The organism is Rhodococcus sp. H-CA8f (genome assembly GCF_002501585.1).
Lineage (GTDB): Bacteria > Actinomycetota > Actinomycetes > Mycobacteriales > Mycobacteriaceae > Rhodococcus_F > Rhodococcus_F erythropolis.
Window position 1 is genome coordinate 4852075 of the sequence record NZ_CP023720.1, and the last position, 23180, is coordinate 4875254.

At 59.9% G+C, this 23180-nt stretch carries 19 protein-coding genes; 1 reads left to right on the forward strand and 18 read right to left on the reverse strand.

What is annotated here, in order from left to right; translation table 11 throughout:
• Positions 1–11 precede the first annotated feature (11 nt).
• Positions 12–536 carry a protein-tyrosine-phosphatase gene (locus CPI83_RS22540; RefSeq protein ID WP_020906582.1) on the forward strand — a complete coding sequence of 175 codons (525 nt, stop codon included), beginning with the start codon at positions 12–14 and terminating at the stop codon, positions 534–536.
• Here CPI83_RS22540 and CPI83_RS22545 read toward each other — a convergent pair.
• The 18 genes from CPI83_RS22545 to CPI83_RS22630 form a co-directional block, all read right to left on the reverse strand.
• On the reverse strand, positions 508–1932 hold the full coding sequence (locus CPI83_RS22545; RefSeq protein WP_021333832.1) for a polysaccharide biosynthesis tyrosine autokinase: 1425 nt from the start codon (positions 1930–1932) through the stop codon (positions 508–510). The two genes, CPI83_RS22540 and CPI83_RS22545, sit on opposite strands and share 29 nt — an antisense overlap.
• A 130-nt stretch (positions 1933–2062) precedes the next feature.
• The gene (locus CPI83_RS22550) at positions 2063–3388 is read right to left on the reverse strand and encodes a UDP-glucose/GDP-mannose dehydrogenase family protein (RefSeq protein ID WP_020906581.1); all 1326 of its coding nucleotides are present in this window, start codon (positions 3386–3388) and stop codon (positions 2063–2065) included.
• Between the two features lie 53 nt (positions 3389–3441).
• Positions 3442–4410, reverse strand: coding sequence for a GDP-L-fucose synthase (locus CPI83_RS22555; protein ID WP_020906580.1), 969 nt, complete (start codon positions 4408–4410; stop codon positions 3442–3444).
• Positions 4407–5438, reverse strand: coding sequence for a GDP-mannose 4,6-dehydratase (gene gmd / locus CPI83_RS22560; RefSeq protein ID WP_019747421.1), 1032 nt, complete (start codon positions 5436–5438; stop codon positions 4407–4409). Before gmd (CPI83_RS22560) ends, CPI83_RS22555 begins: the two co-directional genes overlap by 4 nt.
• 97 nt (positions 5439–5535) lie before the next feature.
• A complete protein-coding gene (locus tag CPI83_RS22565) occupies positions 5536–6333 on the reverse strand; it encodes a WecB/TagA/CpsF family glycosyltransferase (RefSeq protein ID WP_019747422.1) in 798 nt (265 codons plus the stop codon).
• A 5-nt stretch (positions 6334–6338) separates the two neighbouring features.
• Positions 6339–7505, reverse strand: coding sequence for a glycosyltransferase family 4 protein (locus CPI83_RS22570; protein WP_042951023.1), 1167 nt, complete (start codon positions 7503–7505; stop codon positions 6339–6341).
• Positions 7502–8398, reverse strand: coding sequence for a glycosyltransferase (locus CPI83_RS22575; protein WP_019747424.1), 897 nt, complete (start codon positions 8396–8398; stop codon positions 7502–7504). Before CPI83_RS22575 ends, CPI83_RS22570 begins: the two co-directional genes overlap by 4 nt.
• Entirely contained in the window at positions 8395–9606 is a 1212-nt protein-coding gene (locus CPI83_RS22580) for a hypothetical protein (protein WP_069146126.1), read from the reverse strand. The genes CPI83_RS22575 and CPI83_RS22580 overlap by 4 nt, the downstream gene beginning before the upstream one ends.
• Positions 9603–10814, reverse strand: coding sequence for a glycosyltransferase family 4 protein (locus CPI83_RS22585; RefSeq protein ID WP_069146279.1), 1212 nt, complete (start codon positions 10812–10814; stop codon positions 9603–9605). Before CPI83_RS22585 ends, CPI83_RS22580 begins: the two co-directional genes overlap by 4 nt.
• A 1-nt stretch (position 10815) precedes the next feature.
• Complete coding sequence (locus CPI83_RS22590; protein WP_097387737.1) at positions 10816–12126, reverse strand: O-antigen ligase family protein; 1311 nt, start codon at positions 12124–12126, stop codon at positions 10816–10818.
• Entirely contained in the window at positions 12113–13636 is a 1524-nt protein-coding gene (locus CPI83_RS22595) for a sugar transferase (protein WP_180279671.1), read from the reverse strand. Before CPI83_RS22595 ends, CPI83_RS22590 begins: the two co-directional genes overlap by 14 nt.
• Before the next feature lie 825 nt (positions 13637–14461).
• A complete protein-coding gene (locus CPI83_RS22600) occupies positions 14462–14839 on the reverse strand; it encodes a GNAT family N-acetyltransferase (protein ID WP_326839287.1) in 378 nt (125 codons plus the stop codon).
• A 418-nt stretch (positions 14840–15257) separates the two neighbouring features.
• Positions 15258–16703: a polysaccharide biosynthesis tyrosine autokinase gene (locus tag CPI83_RS22605; RefSeq protein WP_097387739.1), complete on the reverse strand. Its 1446-nt coding sequence runs from the start codon at positions 16701–16703 to the stop codon at positions 15258–15260.
• A 682-nt stretch (positions 16704–17385) separates the two neighbouring features.
• Positions 17386–18711 (reverse strand): UDP-glucose/GDP-mannose dehydrogenase family protein, encoded by a 1326-nt coding sequence (locus CPI83_RS22610; RefSeq protein WP_029254704.1) that lies wholly within the window; start codon positions 18709–18711, stop codon positions 17386–17388.
• Positions 18712–18763: 52 nt separating this feature from the next.
• The gene (locus tag CPI83_RS22615; RefSeq protein ID WP_019747431.1) at positions 18764–19732 is read right to left on the reverse strand and encodes a GDP-L-fucose synthase; all 969 of its coding nucleotides are present in this window, start codon (positions 19730–19732) and stop codon (positions 18764–18766) included.
• Positions 19729–20760, reverse strand: a complete 1032-nt coding sequence (gene gmd / locus CPI83_RS22620) for a GDP-mannose 4,6-dehydratase (protein WP_020968749.1) — start codon at positions 20758–20760, stop codon at positions 19729–19731. The genes CPI83_RS22615 and gmd (CPI83_RS22620) overlap by 4 nt, the downstream gene beginning before the upstream one ends.
• Positions 20761–20860: 100 nt before the next feature.
• Entirely contained in the window at positions 20861–21925 is a 1065-nt protein-coding gene (locus CPI83_RS22625) for a polysaccharide pyruvyl transferase family protein (RefSeq protein WP_020968748.1), read from the reverse strand.
• The gene (locus tag CPI83_RS22630) at positions 21918–23129 is read right to left on the reverse strand and encodes an oligosaccharide flippase family protein (RefSeq protein WP_198586313.1); all 1212 of its coding nucleotides are present in this window, start codon (positions 23127–23129) and stop codon (positions 21918–21920) included. Before CPI83_RS22630 ends, CPI83_RS22625 begins: the two co-directional genes overlap by 8 nt.
• Between the last annotated feature and the right edge of the window lie 51 nt (positions 23130–23180).

The following is a 23180-nucleotide window of genomic DNA, read 5'->3' on the forward strand; positions in this document are numbered from 1 at the left end:
ATGCTTCTGGCATGCACGTTCTCTTCGTTTGTACGGGAAACATCTGCCGATCACCCACTGGCGAACGCCTTGCACGTGCTTATGCCGCCGAAGCCGGAGTTTCCGGATTCACCGCGTCGAGTGCCGGAACCCGGGCGATGGTCGGACACCCGATCGAGCCGACTGCTGCGAGGGTTCTCGCGGGGCTCGGCGGCGACCCCACGGAGTTTCAAGCCCGACGCATGACAACAGCGCTGGCCTCGGACGCCGACCTCATTCTCACGATGACCGAAAGTCAGCGAGACAAAGTCCTGGCGATGGCTCCGGCGCGGCTCAAGCGCACGTTCACACTTCGAGAAGCCGCACGGTTGGGCTCGCTCGCAGATGCAGCAACTGTCGAGGACCTCGCCGCCGCCAGACCCCGATTTCGTGCCGCCGAACCCGAGGACGTCATGGATCCGATGGGTAAGGAAGAGAACGTGTTTCACGAAATCGGACTTGAGATCGCCGATCTCCTCGGCCCGCTGCTCAGCCGACTTCGCTTCGGTGAGCGCTGAGAGCGGGCACCGCGGTCAACTGCGGTAGCGACTTGTCCGACTCGTAGTAGTAGCTGTACTCGTACGCATTGCGTCCGCGAGACGGCGTCATCGTGATGACAGTGCCCAGGACGTGTGCACCCACACTCTGTAGGTTTCCGACCGCGCGCGCCAGTTGATCGCGCTTCGTGGAGCCGTGTCGGGCGATCACCAGAGCACCGTCCGACATCGCGGCCAGGACCGCGGCATCCGTGACGGGTAGCAACGGCGAGGCGTCGATGATGACGTAGTCGTATCGCGCCCGCAGTTCATCGAGAACATGTTTGGCCGTGTCCGTGCCGAGTAGTTCGCTCGGGTTCGGCGGGATCGGTCCGGAGGCGAGCACTGTCAGCCCGTCGAATTCGGTCGGCTGAAGCACATCGTCCAGCGTCGCTTGACCGGAGAGCACCGAACTGACGCCGACGCTTCCGATCAACCCCAGATACTTCGACACTCGCGGCTTCCGGAGGTCGCCTTCCATCAGGCACACTGACTTACCGGCCTCCGCCAAGACAAGAGCGATGTTCACGGCGGTCGTCGTCTTACCCTCGGAGGGAAGCGAACTCGTGACGACGATGACACGCGGTGGATGATCCACCTCGAGGAACTGAAGGTTGGTGCGCAATTCACGGAAGGCTTCGGCACTCACGGAATTTCCGTCACTGAAAGTGATCGCATGGTTGACTTCGACGACTTTGTCGAACGGGATCGTGCCCACCATCGCCGCACCCGCAATCTCTTCCACCGTTCGACGATCCTTCACCGTGTTGTCGAGTCGATCGCGAATCAACGCAAGCGCGATTCCCGACACCAGTCCCGCCACTGCTCCGAGAGCGAGATTGCGCGAAGTCTTGGGCGAAACGGGAACAGACGGCTCTTGGGCCTGTTGCTCGACGACCACACGTGCAGGCGGCGTTCCGCCGTTCTCGGGTGTCTCCAGTTCCTTTGCCAGTGCGACGAATTCGGACGACAGAGTATTTGCGATCTCTCGCGCGAGCTCCGGTGAAGGATCCTTGACTCCGAGGTCGATCAACACAGTGTCGGGCGCCGACGTCGCAGTGACCTTGGAGGCCAACTCTTCAGCCGACATCCCGCCGACCACCCTCGGTCCCAGTTCGTCGATCGTCCGCTGCGCAAGTGTCCGGCCGGTCAGGAGTTTTGTATAGGACAGAACTCGCTGCTGTGAAAGTTGACTGCCCTGCAGTGCCTCGTTGACCGAGGTACCCGCCGACGTCGAAACGAACAGCCTCGTCGAGGCCTGGTAAACGGGCGTCGAAAGAAGAGAAGCGCAAAGGGCTCCCAGGATTCCGAGCACGGTTACAGCAGCGACTATTCGCCATCTGGCTTGCAATATCTTCAGGTAGTCGACAATTTCCATCTTGATGTCTCCTTCGGCTCACGCATGTCCACTGCGGGTCTGAGCGGTCTTTGCCGGTCAGACCGCGAGGGCGAACCGGGCTTTCTCAATTTCGATATCGATCAGCTGCGACGGACGAAACGTCCTGTGCTCACGGGCGTCCCAGTCCGCGGTAGTTCCAACCTGCGCCTCGCCACTCGTCGGGGGAAAGGCAATTGCGCCCGTCGACGATCACCTTCTTGCGAACGACTGCATCGAGATCGGACGGCTGCAACTTCAAGAATTCGGGCCACTCGGTCAACACCAGGACGACATCGGCGCCTTCGCACGCCTCCAACGCATTTGCCGAATAGGTCAACGTCGGGAACAGCGCACGCGAATTGTCCATGGCCTTCGGGTCGTACACGTTCACTGCTGCGCCTTGAAGCTGAATCTGACCCGCGACGTTGAGCGCCGGCGAATCACGAACGTCGTCCGAGTCCGGTTTGAACGCGGCACCCAGAACTGCGACTCTCGCACCGAGAAGCGATCCGCATGCCTCCCGCGCCAGTTCGACCATGCGTGTCCGTCTGCGCATGTTGATGTTGTCGACTTCGCGTAGGAACGTCAGTGCTTGGTCGGCACCGAGTTCACCGGCGCGAGCCATGAAGGCACGGATGTCCTTGGGTAGGCAACCGCCGCCGAAACCAATTCCCGCGTTGAGGAATCGACGTCCGATCCGAACGTCGTACCCGATCGCGTCGGCGAGCACTGTGACGTCGGCGCCAGCAGCCTCGCACACTTCGGAAATCGCGTTGATGAACGAGATTTTCGTGGCCAGGAATGCATTCGCTGACGCTTTGACCAACTCGGACGTAGCGAGGTCCGTGACGAGAAAGGGAATTCCCTCATCGAGGAGGTCTGCATAAACCTCGCGCGCAGCGGATTCCGCGCGACCGTGTCGACCGCGGTCGACCCCGAGCACCAGACGATCTGGATGCAATGTGTCCTGGACGGCAAACCCCTCGCGCAGAAACTCGGGATTCCATGCGACTTCGACGCCGTCACCAACCGGTGCCAGTTCCCGCGCGCGCTTACCGAGCCGTTCCGCGGTTCCCACCGGCACCGTGGACTTCCCGAAGATGACCGCGGGTTTGGTGAGCAGCGGTGCCAAAGTTTCGATCACGGCATCCACGTAGACCATGTCAGCGGCGAACTCACCCTTCTTCTGCGGCGTACCGACCCCGAGGAAGAACACGTCCGCAAATTCAGCGGCTTCCTCGTAAGACGACGTGAACTTCAGCCTTCCTCGATCGATGTTTCGTCGTAGGACCTCGCCCAAACCTGGCTCGTAGAAAGGAACTTCCCCTGCTGCCAGTTTCTCCAGCTTGGCCGCGTCGACATCCACTCCGAGGACCTCGTGACCGAGTTCGGCCATACACGCCGCGTGTGTCGCGCCCAGGTATCCCGTGCCGAAAACTGCTATGCGAGTGCTCATGTTGCTCGATCTGCTTTCTCGACAGTGTGTGAAGTGTTGATGGGATGGGTAATTCAGGTGCGTACGGCACCGATGTTGTCTCGGTACCACGAGACCGTCGACGCGATTCCTTCGCGCAATCCGATTGTCGGCCGCCATCCGAGTTCACGAATCATGCTCACGTCCAGAAGTTTCTGCATTGTTCCGTCAGGCTTCGAGGTGTCCCACCGCGTCTCGCCGGTGTATCCGACCTCGTCGGCGACCATCGAAGCGATCTCACGAATTGTGTGGTCCTCGCCGGTTCCCACGTTGACGTGCGATGCACCGTCGTAGTTGTCGAGCAGATGCAGACACGCCGACGCCAGATCGTCGACATGCAGAAATTCACGTCGAGGATTGCCACTCCCCCAGTTGACAACCAACGGCACTGCGGATGACTGCGCCTCGTCGTAGCGCCGAACGAGGGCGGGAAGTACATGCGATCCACGCGGCGAGAAATTGTCTCCCGGGCCGTACAGGTTGGTGGGCATCGCCGAGATCCAGGATCGACCATGCTGCCGCCTGGCAGCTTGAACATGGAGTATTCCCGCAATCTTTGCTATTGCATAGGCGTCGTTGGTCGGCTCGAGATGCCCGGTGAGCAGGTATTCCTCCTTGATCGGCTGCGGCGCCAATTTCGGGTAGATGCACGATGATCCGAGGAACAGGAGACGCTCGACGCCGTGTGCAAGGGCAGCGTCGAGCACGTTCACCTGGATACGGAGATTCTCCGACAGGAAGTCGACGAGGAACGTGCTGTTCGCCGCAATCCCCCCAACTTTTGCTGCTGCAAGGATCACGTTGGTCGGCTTTTCGCGGGCGAAAAAATCGAAAACAGCTTCACGGTCACGCAGATCGAGTTCGGCGGAGGTCTGTCCGAGCAACCGGGAGAAGCCGGCAGATTCCAGTTTTCGCCACACCGAAGAGCCGACCAGACCTCGGTGTCCAGCCACGTAGAACGGTGCGCCTCGATCGAGTGGTCGCGCTGCGAATGAATCACTCATCGCGTCGCCAACCAGTCGGGAAGTGCCGGAGTGTCGATCCACGGGCGCCCTTCATGTTCGAGCGCTTCGATGTCTGCCTCGACCATGATCCGGGCCAGTTCGGGTGTGTGCACGCCGGCCTTCCAACCGAGTTTGCGCTCGGCATGGCTCGGATCCCCGATCAGTGCGTCCACCTCGGTCGGCCGAAGATACCGTTCGTCGAATCGAACGTGGTTCTCCCAGTTCAGACCTGCGTGTTCGAAAGCGACTGTGAGGAAGTCGCGCACCGAGTAGTTGCCACCGGTGGCCAGCACAAAATCCTCAGGCTCGTCGACCTGCAGCATGCGCCACATTCCCTCGACATACTCCGGCGCGTACCCCCAATCGCGTATCGCATCGAGATTACCCATGTACAGATGATCCTCGATCCCGGCCTTGATACGGGCGACTGCCCGCGTGATCTTGCGCGTCACGAACGTCTCACCGCGCCTGGGGGACTCGTGATTGAACAGAATTCCGTTCACCGCGAAGATTCCGTACGCCTCACGGTAGTTCTTGGTGATCCAGTACGAGTACACCTTCGCCGCACCGTAGGGCGAGCGTGGATAGAACGGTGTCTCCTCGTTCTGCGGCGGTGGTGTGGCACCGAACATCTCAGAGCTCGACGCCTGGTAGAACCGGCAGTCGAGTCCGGCCATCCGAACCGCCTCCAGTAGTCGGATCGACCCGACACCTGTCGTGTTCCCCGTGTGTTCGGGTTCGTCGAAGCTGACTCTGACGTGAGACTGCGCAGCGAGGTTGTATACCTCGTCCGGTTTGATCTGCGCGAGCAGCGTCACCAGGCGCGCTCCGTCACTGAGGTCACCGTAGTGAAGGAAAAGCCGTGCATCCGCATGGTGGGGGTCCACATAGATGTGGTTGATCCTCGAAGTATTGAACGTCGACGATCGACGGATCAGTCCGTGAACCTCGTAGCCTTTGGAGAGCAGCAACTCGGCGAGGTAAGAGCCGTCCTGTCCCGTGATTCCGGTAATCAGTGCGCGTTTCATCCTGCGTTCCTTCCGTTGCGGGACAGCCCGCCTGATAGTTGCGAAACCACGGTTGTGGTCCGTATTCCTCCGAATCGCCCGGCAGTCTTGATCTCGCTCATGTGCGTCCCCCCGAACGGCCGAGGAACTTTCGAATGTCGCGCGATGCCAACCGAACGAATGTCGAGTTACCGAACAGGTAGCGCCGCCACAGACGTTTGGGTTCCGATGCAAGTCGATACAGCCACTCGAAACCCGAGTTCTGGACGAAAGATGGTGCTTCCGAAACAGTTCCGGCCAAAAAGTCGAAGGCCGCGCCGACACCGACGGCCACGTAGTCGGTTCGATCCGCTATCGCCTTCGTGACAAAATCCTGCTTCGGAGCTCCCAAGCCGACCCACACGATGTCCGGGGCCGACGGACCGACCTTCGTGATGATGTCATCGACGAACTCCTTGCTGAACGCGGCAAACGGCGGGGCATAAGTGCCAGCCACCTCGATGCCCGGGTATAACTCCTCGACTCGATCCGTCAAGAGGCTCAACGTCTCTTCTGTCGTACCGACAAAGTGGTGACGAAGGCCGTAGCGGCGCCCCTTGTCCAGGGTGGCCTCGAAGAACGACGGACCCCGGACTGGTCGAACACCGACGTGATCGGAAGCGGTGCCGCCGATCAGGCGCATCACCCAGTTGACCGGGGTTCCGTCTGCGAAGTTCACACCGGGACCCTTCAAAACCGCTGAGTAGTCGCGATCGCTGTGCGCCGCCGACACGCAGTAGGAATTCGACAACCTCACGGAGACTCCGGTTCCCGCTCCCTCTCGTCTGTCGTTGACTACCCAATCGGTAGCTCCCTCGAGATTGGTCGCGGCAAACGGAATGCCACCCACCTCGATGACCTCGAACGGACTGCTCATCTGTCTCACCACTTCTTCGAGTTCGTTTGTTGACGTTCATTGCACTGGCCGTAGCTGCGCGACAAGACCGATGTCAACCGAGATCGAGTCCAATCACGCTGCGGTTCAAAGAAAGAAAGTTCTGTCTCGACAACCGATCGAGCGATACGAGAGGCGAGAGTCGAGGCCGGAGCAACCGGGATCGCCACGGCGTTACTACCGGCCAGTGTCGGCACACCGCCGAGATCCAAACAGACCACCGGGAGGCCCACCGCAGCCGCTTCGGCCGCCACCCAGCCGCCCGAATCGTGCATGCTCGGGAAGAGCAGAACGGAGGAGGCCCCCATCTCGCCCACCACTTCCGATCTGTCGAGCCACCCGCGAAGCGTGACCTGACCGCGCCGATACGGAAGCGACTTCTCGATCCGCCCGCGGGCGGTTCCCTCCCCGACAAAGGTCATGGACCACTCGGCGCCCAAATGCTCGAGCGCGTCCAGAATCAGGTCGATTCCTTTGTACTGCAACAGTCTTCCTACGAACAAGAGCCTTCGTTTCGGCCGGGGTACCGCTTGCTTCTCGATTCCGTCGTAGTCCAGAACACAATTGGGTTGGATGACGACGTTGCGTGCCCGCGGTGCGCCACGCCCGCTGTCGGAGTTCATCGCGATGAAAGTGTCGACTCGTCCGGCCATGAAGACATGTGTCAGTGACCGAACGGCTTTCGTCGAGCAGGTTCGAACTGCCGTGGTTGCCAGATACCGCATACCGATGCGCTTGGCGAGCGGCATCGGCGGGTAGGTGTTGCCCCCGGCAGGCCCCCATACGAGTCGTGCGCCGCCGGCTCCACCGAACAGCACCGGTGGTGGCAGCCAGTCGGAGGCGAAAGTTGCATGGTGCAGGACGTCGAAGTTTGCCGCTTCACGCCGAACGAACAGTGAAGTGTGCCAGAGCCATCGGAGGTATCGACCGTACGATCCGGCTTCTTCCGCGGTCAAAGTCGCTATTCGCACGACACGAACTTCGCAACCGAGCTTTTCACACTCCGATTCCAAAGCAGGAGCCTCACCGGAGCGAGTCACCACCGTGATCGACTCACACAGTTCGGAAGCCGCCGAGAGAAGCGCCCAACCCGCACCGGATTCACTCCCCTGATTCGGATCGCAGGCGTATGCCGTCATCAACAACCGTGTCATCGCGCTACCACCAGCCTCTGTGCGCGCGGCTTCCGAGAATCGCGGCGGCTGAATCGCTCTGAGAACCAACCGATGTTGCGTGCACCGTGGTCGAGAACCACGCGTTTGATCCGTGGACTGATCAGGGCAACGGGGATCAACGTCGCCGACGCGAGTACGAGCAGAGCGCGTTTGGCACTCTGAGCCGTCAACAGTGGCAGGTCGAGCTGTCCTTGACAGACCGCGAGGATTCGTCCGTTGTTGACATACCGGGCGAAGAGCCAGGAGTCCCGACGCCGATCCTCGTCGACGGGTTCGTACGCAAGCGCCTCGTCGCACCACAACAACCGGACACCGCCGGCGCTCATCCTGAGCGTGAACTCGGTGTCCTCGCCGCCAGGTAGATCCCAGTCGTCACTGAAGTTCAAGCCGTTCAAAGTCTTCAGGTCCAACAACAGATTTCCGGCGCCTGCAGACGCAACCGGGGTGCCGGTCGAATGGCGAACGCGAGTGTGCAATGGAAGTTCTGAGGCAGGCAGACCCACCGGAATCACAGGACCGGCCACAGCACCTGCGTCGAAATCTGCGGCGCAGGTGAGGAGATTCGACAGCCAGTCGACATCGACGTACTCGTCGTCGTCGACGAAGACGATGTAACGACGATCTCGTGCACGGGCGAGATCGACCAGCGCACGTCGCGCCGGAGATACCCCGCCAAATCCGAGATGCAGTCGTTCGATCCCGTCGGCAACATACGTCGGTGTGGTGGATTCCGGATCATTGTCGCCTACTACGACCTGGGCGGAGACACCGGAAGCCTGGATCGATGCCCGGACGCTGTCGATGCATACAGCCAGTTCCGATTCGCGACGGAAGGTCAGAATCGCCACTATGACGCCGCTGGGATTCTTCATGAGAGGTCAACTTTCGGTCGGGCGCCACGGTTCATCGAGACCAGGAGTGCGACGCTCGCGCTGACGCACGCCGACGCGGCCAATGCTCCTGCGACGTGTACGGCGCTGTCGGTCAGTCCTGCCCCGAGAACGATCAGAAACTGCAGAGGCAACAGCAAGGCGCGAAATCTGTTGAGGTTTCCCGTCTTGTCCACGACGCGGATCGACGTGCCGACTCCCAGCAGAATCCCGTTGAACGCCACCGCCAACCCGCAGAGCAGAATGACCGGTATCAAGTTCGGAAAGTGCGGTCCGACCAGATGATCCATCAATCGCACTCCCGAGAGTCGAATCTCGAGTGTGAGACAGATCAGCGAAACGCAGATGATCGAAATCCAGAAGATCTGCAAGCCCACTCGGCGGCCGAGTGCCATGCACTCGCTCGCGCTCATCGCTTCGACACCACTGCCGAACTTACGCATCAGAATTGGCGAGATGCCCGCGAACATCAAGGACAGCGGACCGAGCAGTGTCTGGGCAGTTCTGATCTCACCGATCATCGAGATCGACGCCACCACGGTGAGTATCAAGAACATCGCCTGCTGCGCAGCTGATCCCATCAATATCTCGATCGCAAACGGCACGGATCTATATCGGTGAGTGCGCGAGTACCTGACCGACGGCACCGGCGGTACCAGACGCATGGATGCGTGACCGAGCGCGAGCGCGACGAAGACACCGACCGTATAGGTCACGAGTGCAAGTGTCAGATTCTCGACCAGGAAAGCTGCAATTAGGACGAACGAGAGTGTCACGATCTGTATCGACGCAGAGATCCAACTCGCTCCGTCGTGCATCAGCATCGTACGTATCACGTCCAACACCACGAAACCAGCTGCAGCCAAGGCGTATACCGTGAGATTCATCGAGTCCGAGCCGGCGATCAGGAACAGTGCCCACACCGATGTCACCGATACCGCCGCCAGCACGATCGTGGGTGCCAACGCCGGTCCACGCTCGTCGGACACCGCCCCTCGCGACAGCCAGACGTCGACGCCGATCGCTCTCCCCAGTGCCAGTGCCAACAGACCCGCCGATTGAATCACGGCAACCTGGCCGACTTCGATCGGACCACCGAGTCGTGCCACCGAGGTGAGAACGACAAAAGTGAGGACGCTCGAAAGCCCTTGATCGGCCATGAATGTCACATACCGAGTGCGATCGTTCACGATCTCACCTCGTTGATGAGCTCACGCATCGACGTCGCCGCCTTGCGCGATGTGAAGCGATTCGAGTAGTGACGATAAGCGGATCTGCGTATCGCCGATCGGTCGTCCGCTCCGAAGATTCGGTCGAGGGCCTCGCGTATCGACGACTCTTCCAAGGTATGGAGAGGCGTTCCGCCCGGTCCGACGATGTCCGCGAGTGCACCACTGGTTGCGTAGATGACCGGGGTGCCAACCGACATCGACTCGATCGCAACGCGTCCGAACGGTTCTGCCCACTGAGACGGCACCACGGACGCCGCACTGTCGCGGAGTATCTCGATCACATCTTCGTGTGAAGTGAATCCGGCCAGCGTGACGTTGTCGAGAGCTGCGCTTATGCTGGAGATCTCGCCGTACTGCGGTCCGTCACCGAGAACTGTGAGCGAGGGACTTCCAGCGCCCTGCGGCCAGTTGCGCACCAAGTCCAGGACGCCCTTCTCCGGTGTCAGTCGGCTGACGCACACGACCGAATCAGTGCTCCGGAACTCGGGTTCATTTTCTTCGAATCCGAAGTTCGGACGAACCACGACGCGGCCAGAATCGATCAGTCGTCCCTCGACCAGACGTGCTGTCATCGCGCTCGTTGCGACAAACCTGTGCTGCTTCCACCCCAAGACGCTGATCTTGACCGCCGCAGCGCTCAGGTAGCAGACAAGGCTCTGCAGTCGGCTGTTTCCGTAGCATCCGTTGCGGACACAACTCGTGAAGTAGTTGGTGGAACCGCATTCGGTGCACGTGCCATCTGCGCGCAACTTTGCTGACGGTGTGGCGAGGCGATAGTTCCGAACCGCCTGCAACGTAGGAATTGCGGCGGCTCGTGCGGCCACGAGCAACGAAGCCGAGAACGCCGGCCAGAGATTGTTCACGTAGACGATGTCCGGTCGCTCCGAACGAATGATGCGCAATGCATCGACGAGTACTCGAGGACTGAACACTGCGGTGACTGCCGCCCACGGTCCCCGGGAGATCTTGGAATTCTCGGTAGTGCACTGAACCGTCTCGTATCCGATCGATTCGAGGAGCTTGGATTCGTTCGCGAAGCTCTGCTCCTCACCACCCGGATTCCGATAGATCGCATGGAACATCAAGGCTTTCGGCGGCGTGGATCCACCGGCGGACGTCGGGTTCACTTCAGGCTTCGAACGCGCTACATCGAACGACTTGTACATCTCACTGACCTCCTCTTCGCTCCGGAGCGAACCCGTACGCACGACCCCTACAGATCGACAATTCGGCGTTGCCTGCACTGTGAGAGCGGTGCGTCGAGGGTCCGTACGGCGCCAGGAAGACCCATGCGATCAGCCACATGGCGCCGAAGAAGAGCGTCGACTCCGTCAAGTCCATCGAGAAGACGAGAACCATGATCGCGACGACGGCGATGTACTCCGTTCTGCTGCGAGCTCGCCCGAGCGCCGTGTTCAGAAGCAGGTAATAGCCGGCCAACAGCAGCAGGAATCCGATCCAACCGATCTGGAGACGAATGTCGAGCATTCCGTTGTGCGCGCTGGTCGCCGGAAAGGACAGCTTGGACCGGATCATCTGTCCGACAACGCTGTCAGGTGCCCAGACCGAGCCGAAGCCCCAACCGAGCAGGGGCCGCTGTTCGGCGTAGTACTCGGATACCGTCCAGAGATGTAGCCGGCCGGTCAACGTGACATCTCGCGAGAGTAGCGCTGCGACATCGGGTCCGAGCACCTTCATCGCGCCGGACACCCCGATGTACAGCCCGATGATCACCGTCGAGGCAAGGCGAGCGTTAGGTGTCCGTCGAAGGCACTTCAGAGCAAGCACTGTCGCCAGCGCAATCCCTGCAGCGACGAGACTGGTCTGGCTCCGGGCTTCGAACAACACGATGCCGGCGACAGCCAGTGCCGCCACCCACGGAATACGCTTGACGTCGGGAAGCATGAGCATGACAGCAACAAGGACAACTTCGATCGCAGCCATTCGGCCCAAAGTATTCTTGTGCGTGAAGATTCCGCGGTAGGCAACAGCGCGGGTATCCACATCGATGCCGGTCGAAGGATCGAGGACCACGACCATCAGCGACAGCACCAGTAGTACCAGCAAGGTGACGGCCACAGTCCGCACTCGCACCGGGAAGGTCAACTCGCGGGCGACCATGATTCCCGTGATCGCCAGGCACACGATGACGATGCCGGCGACGGCGGAGTTCCGGGGCAACGTCGACCAGTACCAGCTGGTTGCCGGAACGCCGGCCGCGATCAGAAGCGTGAAGACAGGCCAGGACGCGTTGCGTGAGTATCGCCGGTCGAGGAAGTAGACCAACGCGAGTGTCGCCGAGAGAACGGCCGAACCGTGTACGAGCAACGATCCGAGCGCTGTCTTCTGCGTGTAGGCCTGAAAGGCTCCGCTCGCGCCGATGACCGCGATCACCAATGCCGTTCGCAAGATCAGCGGATTGTTCGGTGCCTCATTTTCGCAAGGCGCCGGTGCCGCATTCTTGTCAGTAGGCGCCATCACTTCCCACCACCGCCTTGAGCGTCTTCGCGACGATCATGACGTCACCCATCATCGACCAGTTGTCGACGTAGGAAAGATCAAGGCGGACAGTGTCTTCCCACGAAAGATCAGAACGTCCGCTGACTTGCCACAGGCCGGTGACACCGGGCTTGACCAGTAGCCGGCGACTGACCGCACCGTCGTACATCTCGACCTCGCGCCGAAGCGGTGGCCGCGGTCCGACGACGCTCATCTCGCGCCGAAGAACATTGACGAACTGGGGCAACTCGTCGATCGAGTACCGACGCATGAAGCGACCGACCGTCGTCACACGCGGATCATCTCGCATCTTGAAAAGCACTCCGGCGCCTTCGTTCTCCTTCATCAGCGCCGTGACTTGAGAATCCGCATCCTGGACCATCGAGCGGAACTTGAGCATGGGGAACGGCTGCCCGTCCAGCCCCATCCGCTCGGACTTGTACAGAACCGGCCCCTTGCTCGTGAGCTTGACTGCGATCGCAGCCGCCAGAAGCACCGGACTGATCACGGCGAGTACCACGGTCGAGAAGACGATGTCGAAGGTCGTCTTCGTGAACTTCTGCGCGCCGTGATAGCGCGGACGCTCGACATGGATCAGCGGAAATCCTGCGACCGGGCGCATCGACAGCCTCGGTCCGGACACATCCAGAATCCCTGGTGCAACAACAAGGTCCACATGATCGCGCTCGAGATCCCAGGCCAACGTCCGCAGCCTTTCCGGTCCGAATCGCTCCGACGCCGTCACTGCCACCGTGTCGGCACCGACCTGTTCGATTGCGTCCGTGACACTGTGCTCATCTCCGAGCACCGGAATGTCCCGACCGTTCACTGTGACAACTTCGCCCACGTCTCCTCCGTAGCCAGGTACGCAGACTCCGACGACTCGGTATCCATGGGCATCGTCTCGCTCGAGGTTGCGTGCAAGATCGACAACCGCCCCTCGCACACCGACCACAAGTACGGCAGTTCGAAATTCACCTCGGGCTCGCTCACGAGCAATCACCCGTCGCCAGATCCAACGACTCGCGATCAAGGCGGTCAATCCCATCGGAAACGCCACGGCGAGGTACAGGCGCGCGATCTCCAGGTGAAGGAGAAGGCTGGCGATCGCAATCAGTCCGAACAGGCGGAGCGTTCCGACGGCGATCAATCGGTACTCTTCAGGGCCGCTTCCGATCACGCGAGGAGATCTGGTGCGAAATACTCTCAATACGGCGAACCAGCCGATAATCAGGGCGAAAGACAGTGCGGTGTAGCTGAAATGGCCGAATGCTTCACCGTCTACGACATCCGCGTCGCTACCGAATCGCCACCATTGAGCCAGAAACACAACTGCCGCAACAATGATCGTGTCGGTGATCGCCAGACGACGAAGATACGCAGATTGCCATTTCCTGCGTGCGGAAACTCCACCAGCCCTCTCCGGCGCTACTCGTCGGTGTTGTTGTGGCCGTTCTTTCGTGGGCGCGGCCATCTCGAGAACCGTCATGTGTTCAGAAACCTTTCCCCATGCACAAAATTCGGCCTGAAGCTGTTCGCCGGCCGAGGTCCATCGGACCGCCTTGCCGAATCCCGAAACTTCGACAGCGAAGCAACTGCTCCGCATTGCTGCGTTCAGTGCGAATGGTCGCATTACGTGCGCCTTGCAGTTAACCCGGCGACTGTTGTCAGGCCTCGGCCCAACTGTCGATTATTGCGGCATTGCCGCAGCTCACACCCCATGATTGAAGCAGAGTCCACTAACGACCCAAACACAGGACGATCGGCGATTTCTCATCGCCCGCTGACGTCGCCAGCCTCGATATTGTCAGGACTCACGTCTTGGCAATTCTTCGGCTAGCTGGTCAGTACCAGTGAGGAGTTTGCCACATTCCGGACAGTGTGGCAATAGCGCTTTCCGAACTTCTTCCGAACGCCAGCATTGAGGTCAGTTATTCACCCTCTAAGCAGGAGGGTGCGAACATTCCTCACCATTACCATTGCGTACCTATAGTTTTCATCGCCTTGATCAATTGGACTCCGCGTTTGGACGGAAACCAGCACGCAGTTGGTGAACGCTCTGCAAACCATACTTTGATGCGTTCGACATCGCCTCAGACCTGGACGATTGTCCGGCACTTGGCCTCTGCGCGCTTTACTTACGACTGGCCGGCAATGCGCGAACCTACGATCGGGCGACACCGAGAATTTAGGCATGCGAAAGGAGGAGCCTGGACCGCCACTGACCGTCTATGCGGTGCAGAAAAATCTGCAGCACAATCCAATTCGAGAAGGGGGAATTGTGCAGCCGTTCGACTACAAAGCGGGGCGACCGCTACCGACGGCTATGTCCATGGCAAGTGTGCGCGGCCATGGCAAGTGTGCGCGGCCGCGTATAGGTCAACTGACGCTCGACATGCTCGTTGGCGCCCAGTAGCGGAGCGTGTCTCTCGAACAGCCGAGGTTGCGGTCGACTGATCAGCTGGGCGCACGCTCGGAGTAGACACCCGCAAACCTCGATGGCCTTGCGTGAACCCACGTTCATCTCGTTGCGGGCAATCAGGACTCGACCGAGGCCCACCGGTTGCGTGGCACACGTGAGCATCTCCTGCAGAGCCGTCGACGCGATACCTTGCCGGCGTTCCGGCGGCCGGACTCCATAGCCGATATGACCACCGACATCGGCCAAGATCTCGTTCATGCTGTGCCGCATCTGGATAGCACCGAGATACCGGCCGCCGCGAGCGATCCACCAGCTGGTAGCCGGGACAATGTCGGGCCCCGTCCACGACTCTGGCTGCGCCAACAGCTACTGCACCCACTGCCTGAATCCAGCACGGGATGCCAGACCGAGATCTAGACGTTGCGCAACTCCAATCGCCGAACCGTGCTGGTCCGCCTGCGGTCCGCCACACTCGTCACACGACTCCGACAGGAAGCTCACAAGGGCTCGTCAGGCGCAACCAGATCGAAAGCCATAGCGGCACCGGTCAAGTAGGACAGGTCAGACCGCAGCGTCGCAGACTCAGAGGACCCGACTAGAGAATTGCGTCCGATTCACCACACGCCGAAGGGCCCTCGAGCATTGCTCGAGGGCCCTGTGAGGCGTCGGGATTTAACGTACGACCAGATCAGTTGACTGTCGACGTTACCCTTCGTTTGCCGACTGGATTGCTGTCCACGGAACCTCCCACGGCCACGTCTGCGACAACCGGATCGGAATCGTAGTAGTACTTGTACTCGTAGACACCACGACCGTTCAGCGGGGTCATCGTGATGACAGTGCCGAGAATTGTCGCGCCCACACTGTGGAGATTGCCGACCGCCCTGCTCAGCTGATCCCTCTTCGTCGAGCCGTGACGAGCAATCACGAGCGCACCGTCCGCCAGCGCTGAAAGCACTGCAGCATCCGTAACCGGAAGCAACGGCGAGGCGTCGATGATGACGTAGTCGAACCTTCTGCGGAGATCGGTAAAGACTGCATGGGCAGTGTCAGTCCCCAGCAGTTCGCTCGGGTTCGGGGGAATCGGACCTGAAGCAAGAACCGTCAGGTCAGCGTTGCTCGTGACTTGAAGTACGTCGTCGAGATCTGCTTGCCCAGCCAAGACCGAGCTCAAACCGACGCTTCCGATAAGTCCAAGGTACTTCGAAACGCGAGGCTTACGGAGGTCACCTTCGACGAGACACACCTTCTTGCCTGCCTCGGCCAGCACGAGTGCGATGTTCACCGCGGTCGTGGTCTTTCCCTCGGAGGGAAGAGAACTCGTGACGACGATGACACTCGGTGGACGATCCACGGCCAGGAACTGCAGATTGGTTCGCAGTTCGCGGTACGCCTCGGCACTTGCGGAGTTGCCCTCGTGGAAGTTGATCGCTTGATGAACTTCGCGTTCCTTGTCGAACGGAATTGTTCCCACCATCGCCGCGCCGGCGATGTCTTCGACCACCTTGCGCTCTTTGACGGTGTTGTCCAGGCGATCACGCACGACAGCCAATCCGATCCCCAGCAGAAGCCCGATCGCGGCACCGAGCGCCACGTTCCGCGAAGTCTTCGGCGACACCGGTTCCGCGGGAGTTTGTGCTCGCTGCTCGACAACGACGCGCGCCGGCGCTGTGCCACCATTCGCGGGCGTACCCAGATCTTTGACCATCACGACAAACTCGTCCGACAGCGCATTTGCGATTTCGCGTGCCAGTTCAGGCGACGCATCTTGCACGCTCAAATCGAGAAGTACAGTATCCGGCGCCGATGTGGCGGTCACCTTCGACGAGATCTCCGCCGCGGACAGCCCACCCAATCGATCTGACCCCACTGCATCGATTGTTCGCTGCGCGAGCGTCTCCCCAGTGAGGAGCTTGGCGTAGGAGGTGACCAACTGCTGTGAAAGCTGGTTGCCTTGGTAAGCCTCGTTCACGGTCGTTCCAGTGGAAGTCGACACGAACAGGCGCGTGGAAGCCTGGTAGACCGGTGTCGCAATCAACGAGGCACCCAAAGCGCCCAAGATCACAACCACGGTGACGACAACGACTATTTTCCACCGTGCCTGCAAGATCTTCAGGCAGTCCCGTACATCCATCGTCGAATCTCCTTCGGCTCGAGCACGTAGTACGTATTCGAGTAGTAATCGACAGCCGCTTGTCGAGCCGCTGCACTCAATCCAGGCTGAACGAGGCAGCCAATCTTTTTATCGCGCGTCCCTGCGTCACAGAGAGGTCGATCCCGAAACAGGCAGGGACAAGAAACCTTCGTGGCATCTCACGCATCTCAGTTCGTGGTCCACACTTGACGGCACGACTACATGTTGACGCAGCGGCGAACCTGCGACACGGACATCGGGTCCAGTTCTCTTCGTCAGCCTCATCGGCCGACACCGCCACCTGGAGTTCACTGCACATCGAAGAGAGCGGACGTAACGTGCAGCCAGGCTGAACTCTACTGTGTCGTGGTTCTTTTCACCACCGCAACGCAGCATCGAAACCCCTCGATTTCGCCAGCCGAATGTGCCGACCACGCGAAGATCACACACCCTCAGCCGGCCGTAGGACCAAAGTCCGCGAACATCCAACAACGCCCGCCGCCACCGGAAGCCGGTGCACACCAATCGAACAGGGCAAACACCACTCGCCCCGAAATCGACGGGCGGCGATCGAAGTTTCCACACCGGAATAGTTCATCTACTGACGGACCTTCGTCCCAGACACGCGGGCACTCCCCTCGACGCCGTGCAATAACCATCCCTCGCTGAGGGTTTCACCGATCTACGGCCTTCCAAGACCTCGATAGGTCCACCCTGCGTCGCGCCAGGTGGTCGGTTCCAGGCAGTTACGTCCGTCGATGATGACCTTCTTGCGGACGACCGCTTCGAGATCCGACGGCAACAACTTTCGAAACTCGGTCCACTCGGTCAGAACCAAGACGACATCAGCTCCTGCACACGCGTCAAGTGCACTCGAAGTGTAAGTGAGGGTGGGGAACAACGCCTTCGAGTTTCCCATGGCCTTCGGGTCATAGACATTGACGGCAGCGCCTTGGAGCTGAATCTGGCCGGCAACGTTCAGCGCAGGTGAGTCGCGCACGTCGTCGGAGTCAGGCTTGAAGGCTGCACCGAGAACCGCCACATTGGCTCCGAGTAGAGAACCACACGCTTCTCGAGCCAGTTCGACCATCCGAGTACGACGACGCATGTTGATATTGTCGACTTCGCGTAGGAAAGTGAGTGCTTGATCTGCTCCCAGCTCACCCGCACGTGCCATGAAAGCACGGATGTCCTTAGGTAGGCAGCCACCACCGAAACCGATTCCGGCGTTGAGGAATCGCCTACCAATTCTCTCGTCGTGGCCGATGGCATCGGCAAGAACGGTCACATCCGCGCCCGACGCCTCGCACACCTCCGAGATCGCATTGATGAACGAGATCTTCGTCGCCAGAAATGCATTGGCTGACGCTTTGACCAACTCCGAAGTCGCAAGGTCGGTCACAACGAAGGGAATACCTTCGTTCAAGAGCTGCTCGTACACTTCACGCGCAACCGATTCCGCACGTCCGGGTCGATTACGGTCGACCCCGAGCACAAGCCGGTCCGGGTGAAGTGTGTCTTTCACCGCGTAGCCTTCCCGGAGAAATTCCGGGTTCCACGCCACCTCGACGTCTTGTCCGGCAGGCGCCAGTTCCCGGGCCCGCGCACCCAATCGCTCTGCTGTACCAACTGGCACTGTTGATTTCCCGAAGATAACGGTCGGCCTGGTCAAGAGGGGTGCAAGCGTCTCGATCACCGAATCGACAAAACGCATGTCGGCCGCGAACTCCCCCTTCTTCTGCGGCGTACCGACGCCGAGGAAATGGATGTCGGCGAACTCTGCGGCCTCCTCGTAGGAAGCCGTGAATCGAAGACGTCCCGCGGCTATGTTGCGGCGCAGCACTTCCTCGAGTCCCGGTTCGTAGAAAGGAACCTCCCCAGCTTCGAGCATCGCGAGCTTGTTCGGATCAACATCCACCCCGAGAACCTCGTGACCCAACTCGGCCATGCAAGCTGCATGTGTCGCCCCGAGGTAGCCGGTGCCGAATACCGCAATACGAGAAGTCATAACGATGTCTGCCTGTCGAAGTCGGGTTTACGTCGAATAATGCTGTAGTACTTCATGTCCTGATCGAATCGACGTTCTGTCGATACCACTCCACGGTCGATGCGATTCCCGCACGAAGATCAATCCTGGGCTGCCACCCCAAATCTCGAAGCTTCCCGATGTCAAGCAACTTCCGCGGCGTCCCGTCAGGTTTCGAATGATCCCATTCGATCTCGCCGTCGAACCCGATCTCGTCCGCCACGATCGCGGAGATCTCCGCGATACTCTGGTCCTCGCCCGTACCAACATTGACGTGTTCTGCTCCGTCATAGTGGTCGAGCAAATGAAGGCAGGCATCCGCCATGTCGTCGACGTGGAGAAACTCGCGCCTCGGCGTCCCGCTGCCCCAGTTAACGACTGACGCAGCTCCATCACGGCGCGCGTCGTCGAAGCGCCTGATGAGGGCTGGCAGCACATGAGAGCCCTTGGCAGAGAAGTTGTCACCCGGGCCGTAGAGGTTCGTCGGCATCGCGGAGATCCACGGTCGCCCGAACTGCTTGCGAACAGCCTGTACCTGCAGGATTCCCGCGATCTTTGCGATGGCATATGCATCGTTCGTCGGTTCCAGATGACCGGTCAGCAGATATTCTTCGCGAATCGGTTGAGGTGCGAATTTCGGGTAGATGCAGGATGATCCGAGGAATAGAAGGCGATCTACGTCGAATTCGGCCGCCGCGTCCATCACGTTCACCTGGATGCGAAGGTTGTCGGAGATGAAGTCCACCGGCAGTGTGCTGTTCGCCAGTATCCCGCCCACTCTGGCTGCCGCGAGGACCACGTTCTTCGGCCTCTCAGCGGCGAAGAATTCGAACACGGCACCGCGGTCGCGAAGATCGAGTTCGGCCGACGTGCGACCGACAAGGCGATTGAAGCCGTCGGCTTCCAACCGACGCCAAATCGCTGAACCAACGAGTCCACGATGGCCCGCAACGTATACCGCGTCGCTCCGATCGAGGGACTTCTGCGTGTACTCCCCCGTCATCGAGCGTGCTCCCAATCCACCAGATTCGGACGGTCGATCCAGGGCTTGCCCTCACACGTCAGAGCCTCGATGTCCGCATCGACCATGATTCGAGCCAGCTCCGGGGTATGCACAGTCGCCTTCCAACCGAGCTTCTGCTCCGCCTTACCGGCATCTCCGATCAACGCATCTACTTCCGTCGGCCGCAGATAGCGCTCGTCGAAGCGCACGTGATCTTCCCAGTTCAGGCCGGCGTGCTCGAAGGCCACCGTCAGGAAATCCTTGACCGAGTAGTTACCGCCTGTCGCGAGCACGTAATCGTCCGGTTCGTCGGCCTGAAGCATTCTCCACATTCCCTCCACGTACTCCGGCGCATAGCCCCAGTCGCGGATTGCATCGAGATTGCCCATGTACAAATGGCTTTCCAGACCGGCCTTGATCCGCGCCACCGCTCGCGTGATCTTGCGAGTGACGAATGTTTCGCCTCGCCGGGGAGATTCGTGGTTGAACAGAATTCCGTTCACGGCAAAGATCCCGTACGCCTCGCGGTAGTTCTTGGTGATCCAGTACGAGTACACCTTCGCCGCACCGTACGGCGATCGCGGGTAGAAGGGAGTCTGCTCGTCTTGCGGAGGCGGTGTCGCACCGAACATCTCGGAACTGGACGCCTGGTAGAACCTGCATTCGAGACCAGCCATCCGGACTGCTTCGAGCAACCTGATCGACCCGATTCCCGTGGTGTCACCGGTATGTTCTGGCTCGTCGAAGCTCACCCGCACGTGGGACTGCGCTGCGAGGTTGTAGACCTCGTCCGGGCGTATCTGTGCGAGAAGAGTGACCAAACGCGCCCCGTCGCTGAGATCTCCGTAGTGAAGGAACAGTTTTGCATCCGGCGTGTGGGGATCCACATACATGTGATCGATTCGAGCTGTATTGAACGTGGACGACCTACGAATAAGTCCGTGGACCTCGTATCCCTTGCTCAACAACAGCTCGGCCAGGTATGAACCGTCTTGGCCTGTAATTCCGGTAATCAGTGCACGTTTCACTTGAAACTCCGTCCTCGAAGCAGATACTTGTCTGCGAGTAGTCATCGGCCGAATTGTGTTGTGTGGGAGTAACGAACCCACAACCAGAACTGAGAAACCCTCACGGCATTACTGCCCCCTTGATCCGCGATCTCAAATCCTCCAGTTCCGCGGCAGCGGAATCCATTCCGCGAGAGATACGGGTAGATTCGTCGTGCCCGAGATTCAAGCTGCCACCCGTCGCATCGTCCATCCAGGAGGCCTGCGGCGCGAGTACCGGTTCCAGCGAATCCCTCAGCTTCGGTACCGAACTGCTGCCCGCCATCACCGGTATCGATCCGCCTCGAGCGCTCAGGATCAAAACATGGAGGCGGTCACTGATGGTTACGGCAGCGCGCTCGTACAGGGCGCGGACAGCGGACTCCTGTTGCCGATGGGTCACGTCATCGTCCCATCCCACGTACTGAATACCCAGCGTTGCAGCAACTTCACGATTGTGGTTGTCGTCCTCGGCAACTTGGCAGCAGGCCACCAGATTCAAGCCGATTGCCTCGACCTGACTGTGGATCGACCGAAGAACCGCGTAGTTCACCGGTCGGTCATGCCGAAGTGAAAGCAAGGCTATTTCTCGGCTCGCAGATTCTCGGCCTGCAGACTTCGCTCCGTCGGATACGCCGGCCCGGAACGCGAGATCGGGATAGAACCGACTCTTGCCTCGCAGGTACTCACACGTCCTTTTGTCACGTGCCGCGTAGACGTCGGCTACGCCGACGAGGATCTTCTCGGGTACTGCCGCCATCGAGCTTCGCACCTCGATCGACCGTCCCAAAACGAGGACTCGTGTACCGAAAATGCGCAGCACCGCAAAGACTGTCACCAACAACGAGTGCTTGACGACGCTTGCTGCTGAAGCCCCCAGAACCGCCGGCCCAGGTGCCATCACGATCACTGCCCGCTTTCGGCGCACCGTATCGGACAAAATCGCTCGCCAGAAGCTGATACCCGAATCCATGACCTCGTCGGTTGGTTCCCAATCGAAGGCATCGACGTACTCCGCGCTCATACTGCCGGAAAAGACAACGGGTTTGAACCCCAGTTCACGCATGTAGTCGACTGCTGTTCGCCGTATCTCGATGTCACCCAGATTGCCCTGAGCTGCTGCGATACTCATGAAGAACCTACGCATGGGGATCCCTCCTCATTGCAACGACAACGACACAGGTCAGCAATGCGGTTTGAAGTACATAGCTGAGCGAGAGCGACCACCCCGCTCCGAGCGCCCCGTAACGGGGGGCAGCAAGCACGATTCCGACGAGGCAGATCAAGGTGCTCACAACCGTTATGTAGGAGACAATTTCAACTCTGCCCGTACCTTGCAGAATCGCATTCAATTGGGACGAGATCGCTGCGAAGATCAAACTGAAGCAGACGACCTGCATTACCGGTACCGCGTCTACGTACGCATCGCCCAAAATCGGTGGAACGAGCACAGGTATGGCAGCTGCGATCACACCGAAGATCACCGCGCTTGCGATGCATACGTACATCGCGGGTCGCAGAATGCCCTGGGTGATTCGCCCGGTCGTCGAGCGCGCCGCCGCCGGCATGAGAACTGCCGCAAATGATGTGGGAATCAGCCGCAACGGCGTGGTGATACGACTCGTCACGCCGTAGATTCCGGAGACGGCCGGCGACGTGACAAGTCCAACCAGCAGTACGTCGAAGTTGCGCGTCTGAGTAGCAACGGAATTCAACCAGAAGTGCGAAGACTTGCCGATGATCGACTTGTACGAGCGTCTCGATCTCACACGAGTGATCGCCGGTCCGAGCCGAATGGCCACGAAGACAGCGATCATCGAAGAGAACGCGAGGCCCACGGAATACCAGAACACTGCGTCGACTCCTGCGAGCCAAGCCGCCGCAACAAAAACGAGAGCAAGTGCTCGCCGGAGGAGCAACGACACCGCGTTCTGCCAGGTATTCCCGTCAGCGAGTGGTAGCGAGAGCAGCGTCTCGACGTAATTGTCCAGAACAACCCAAGCTGTCAACGGCACTACGAACCAAAGCTTCGGCTCGAAGACCGCGGCTACCGCCGCGGTAAATGCCAGCAATGCACCAACGGCCAGGTTGGCGCGGCGCGAGAACTCCAAGGTCGACGCGATGAGGGGGTCCTGGTCACCCAACGCACGGATCCGAACCAGAAATGGGGTGAACCCGAAGTTCAGAATGGTCTGAAGCACCAGTCCGACACCATAAGCCGCAGCGAAGATTCCAAAGCCGGACGGACCGGAGATACGCGCGAGTAGGACCGTACTCAGTGCCTGAATCAACGCACCGACAAGACGTCCGCCGGCGATTCCCGTGAACTGAACCACCAGGGGGTTCGTCATCACCTTCATGTTCCACCACCCGGGCACTCGAACGAGTGCGGAACCCCGGCG